Source organism: Nocardia spongicola (genome assembly GCF_047200775.1).
Lineage (GTDB): Bacteria > Actinomycetota > Actinomycetes > Mycobacteriales > Mycobacteriaceae > Nocardia.
On record NZ_JBJZOO010000046.1, the window covers coordinates 1 to 1,292 of the forward strand.

Consider the following 1,292-nt stretch of genomic DNA (forward strand, 5'->3'; position numbering starts at 1 on the left):
ATTCCCCAAGTTCCCCAAGTTTTCTGATGTGGGCCCCGTCACATCAGGCGGTCATCGGCAGGTGGTTCGGGCCTTCACCGGGGCCGGGGATACGCCATCCGGGCCAACCGCTGGCGCTGAATCCCGATCGCCGCACCGGCCAGCGGGGCGACGGCGTGCGGCCACACCGCGCGGACGGTCTCGACGTAGTCGCGTCCTCCGAGCACGATGACGGGGCGGGCGAGTAATCGCGCGGTGCGGGCCTGGTATCGGATGAGGTCGGCCACTTGGTCGCGGCGGCCGCGAATCCTGGTGTCGTAGGGCTCCAATTCCTCGGCGAGCGTGACCAGCCCGTGCCGCGCGGAAATGATGCGGATGTCGGAATCATCGGCGAGAGCGCGCGCGGCGCGCAGGCACTCGGCGAAGTAGGTCCCGCCGTACAGTTCGGCGGCCGGTGCCGGGTTCGGGGCCTTGCGGGCTCCGCACGCGACCAGCAGCAGCGGCGAGCCGTACATCTGCGTGAGTTCCTCGCCGGTGGCCGCATACCAGGCGGCGGCCAGGCTTTCCCCGCTCTCGGCCTCGGTCAGTGGTTCGGCGTCGTCGTGGCGGTCATAGGTGGTGACCTCCCAGCGGCGAATTTCGGCGCGGGAGGTGGCCACGCTGTAGTCGTCGGTGGTGACCAGCGCGTAAACCTCGTCGTTGATGTCGAGCTGCAGAGCCAGGCATCCGCCACCGGTTCCCACGACGGTCGCCGATACGCCGTAGGCGGCGAACAGTGCGAATTCGGGGGCCAGGGCGAGCAGGTGGCGGGCGGTGCGCGGGTCGAGGTCGGCTCCGACGGCGGGGACCTCGACCGCGCGCGGGGACGCGGTGGTGGCGGCCTCGGGTTCGTGCATCGGCCTTCTCCTTCGGTGGTCAGTGGCCGGTCAGCAGCGTGTACGGGTCGCCGGGGGCGGTGGGGTCGGCGATGTGGCGCAGCAGATCGGCGCGGCTTCGGGCGGCGGTCAGCTCGGCGGCGGTTAGAACGGTGGGTCATTGCCGGTGATCGGGGCGGACGCCGGGACCGTCCGGGGCCGGGCCGGCTCGTCGCCAGGGGCGTACCACTCGCGCCAGATCGGCTGATCGACCAGGTGGTCGTAGTGCTCGCGCATGTGGGCGTCGAGTTTCCGCTCGACTGCGGCGATTTCGGCGCTGTAGTCCGCCCAGCCCTCGGCGTCGCTGTCGGGATAGACGTACTCGAGTGGGGTGTTGTCCAGAGTCATCAATCGGTTCCACTCGGCGCGCAGCTCGTGTGCACGCTCGCGGGCTTCGTC

Annotated in this window: 2 protein-coding genes; both read right to left on the reverse strand. The window is 70.3% G+C overall.

Annotated elements, in window-relative coordinates; translation table 11 throughout:
* Nucleotides 1–74: 74 nt before the first annotated feature.
* Nucleotides 75–875 carry a DUF6884 domain-containing protein gene (locus ACL02S_RS24105; protein ID WP_412804784.1) on the reverse strand — a complete coding sequence of 267 codons (801 nt, stop codon included), beginning with the start codon at nucleotides 873–875 and terminating at the stop codon, nucleotides 75–77.
* A 123-nt stretch (nucleotides 876–998) separates the two neighbouring features.
* A partial coding sequence (locus tag ACL02S_RS24110) for a hypothetical protein (RefSeq protein ID WP_412804785.1) occupies nucleotides 999–1,292 on the reverse strand: 294 nt, incomplete at its 5' end.

Coding starts and splice junctions, on each gene's coding strand:
- ACL02S_RS24105 (WP_412804784.1), bottom strand. CDS start 875: ATGCACGAACCCGAGGCCGCCACCACCGCGTCCCCGCGCGCGGTCGAG.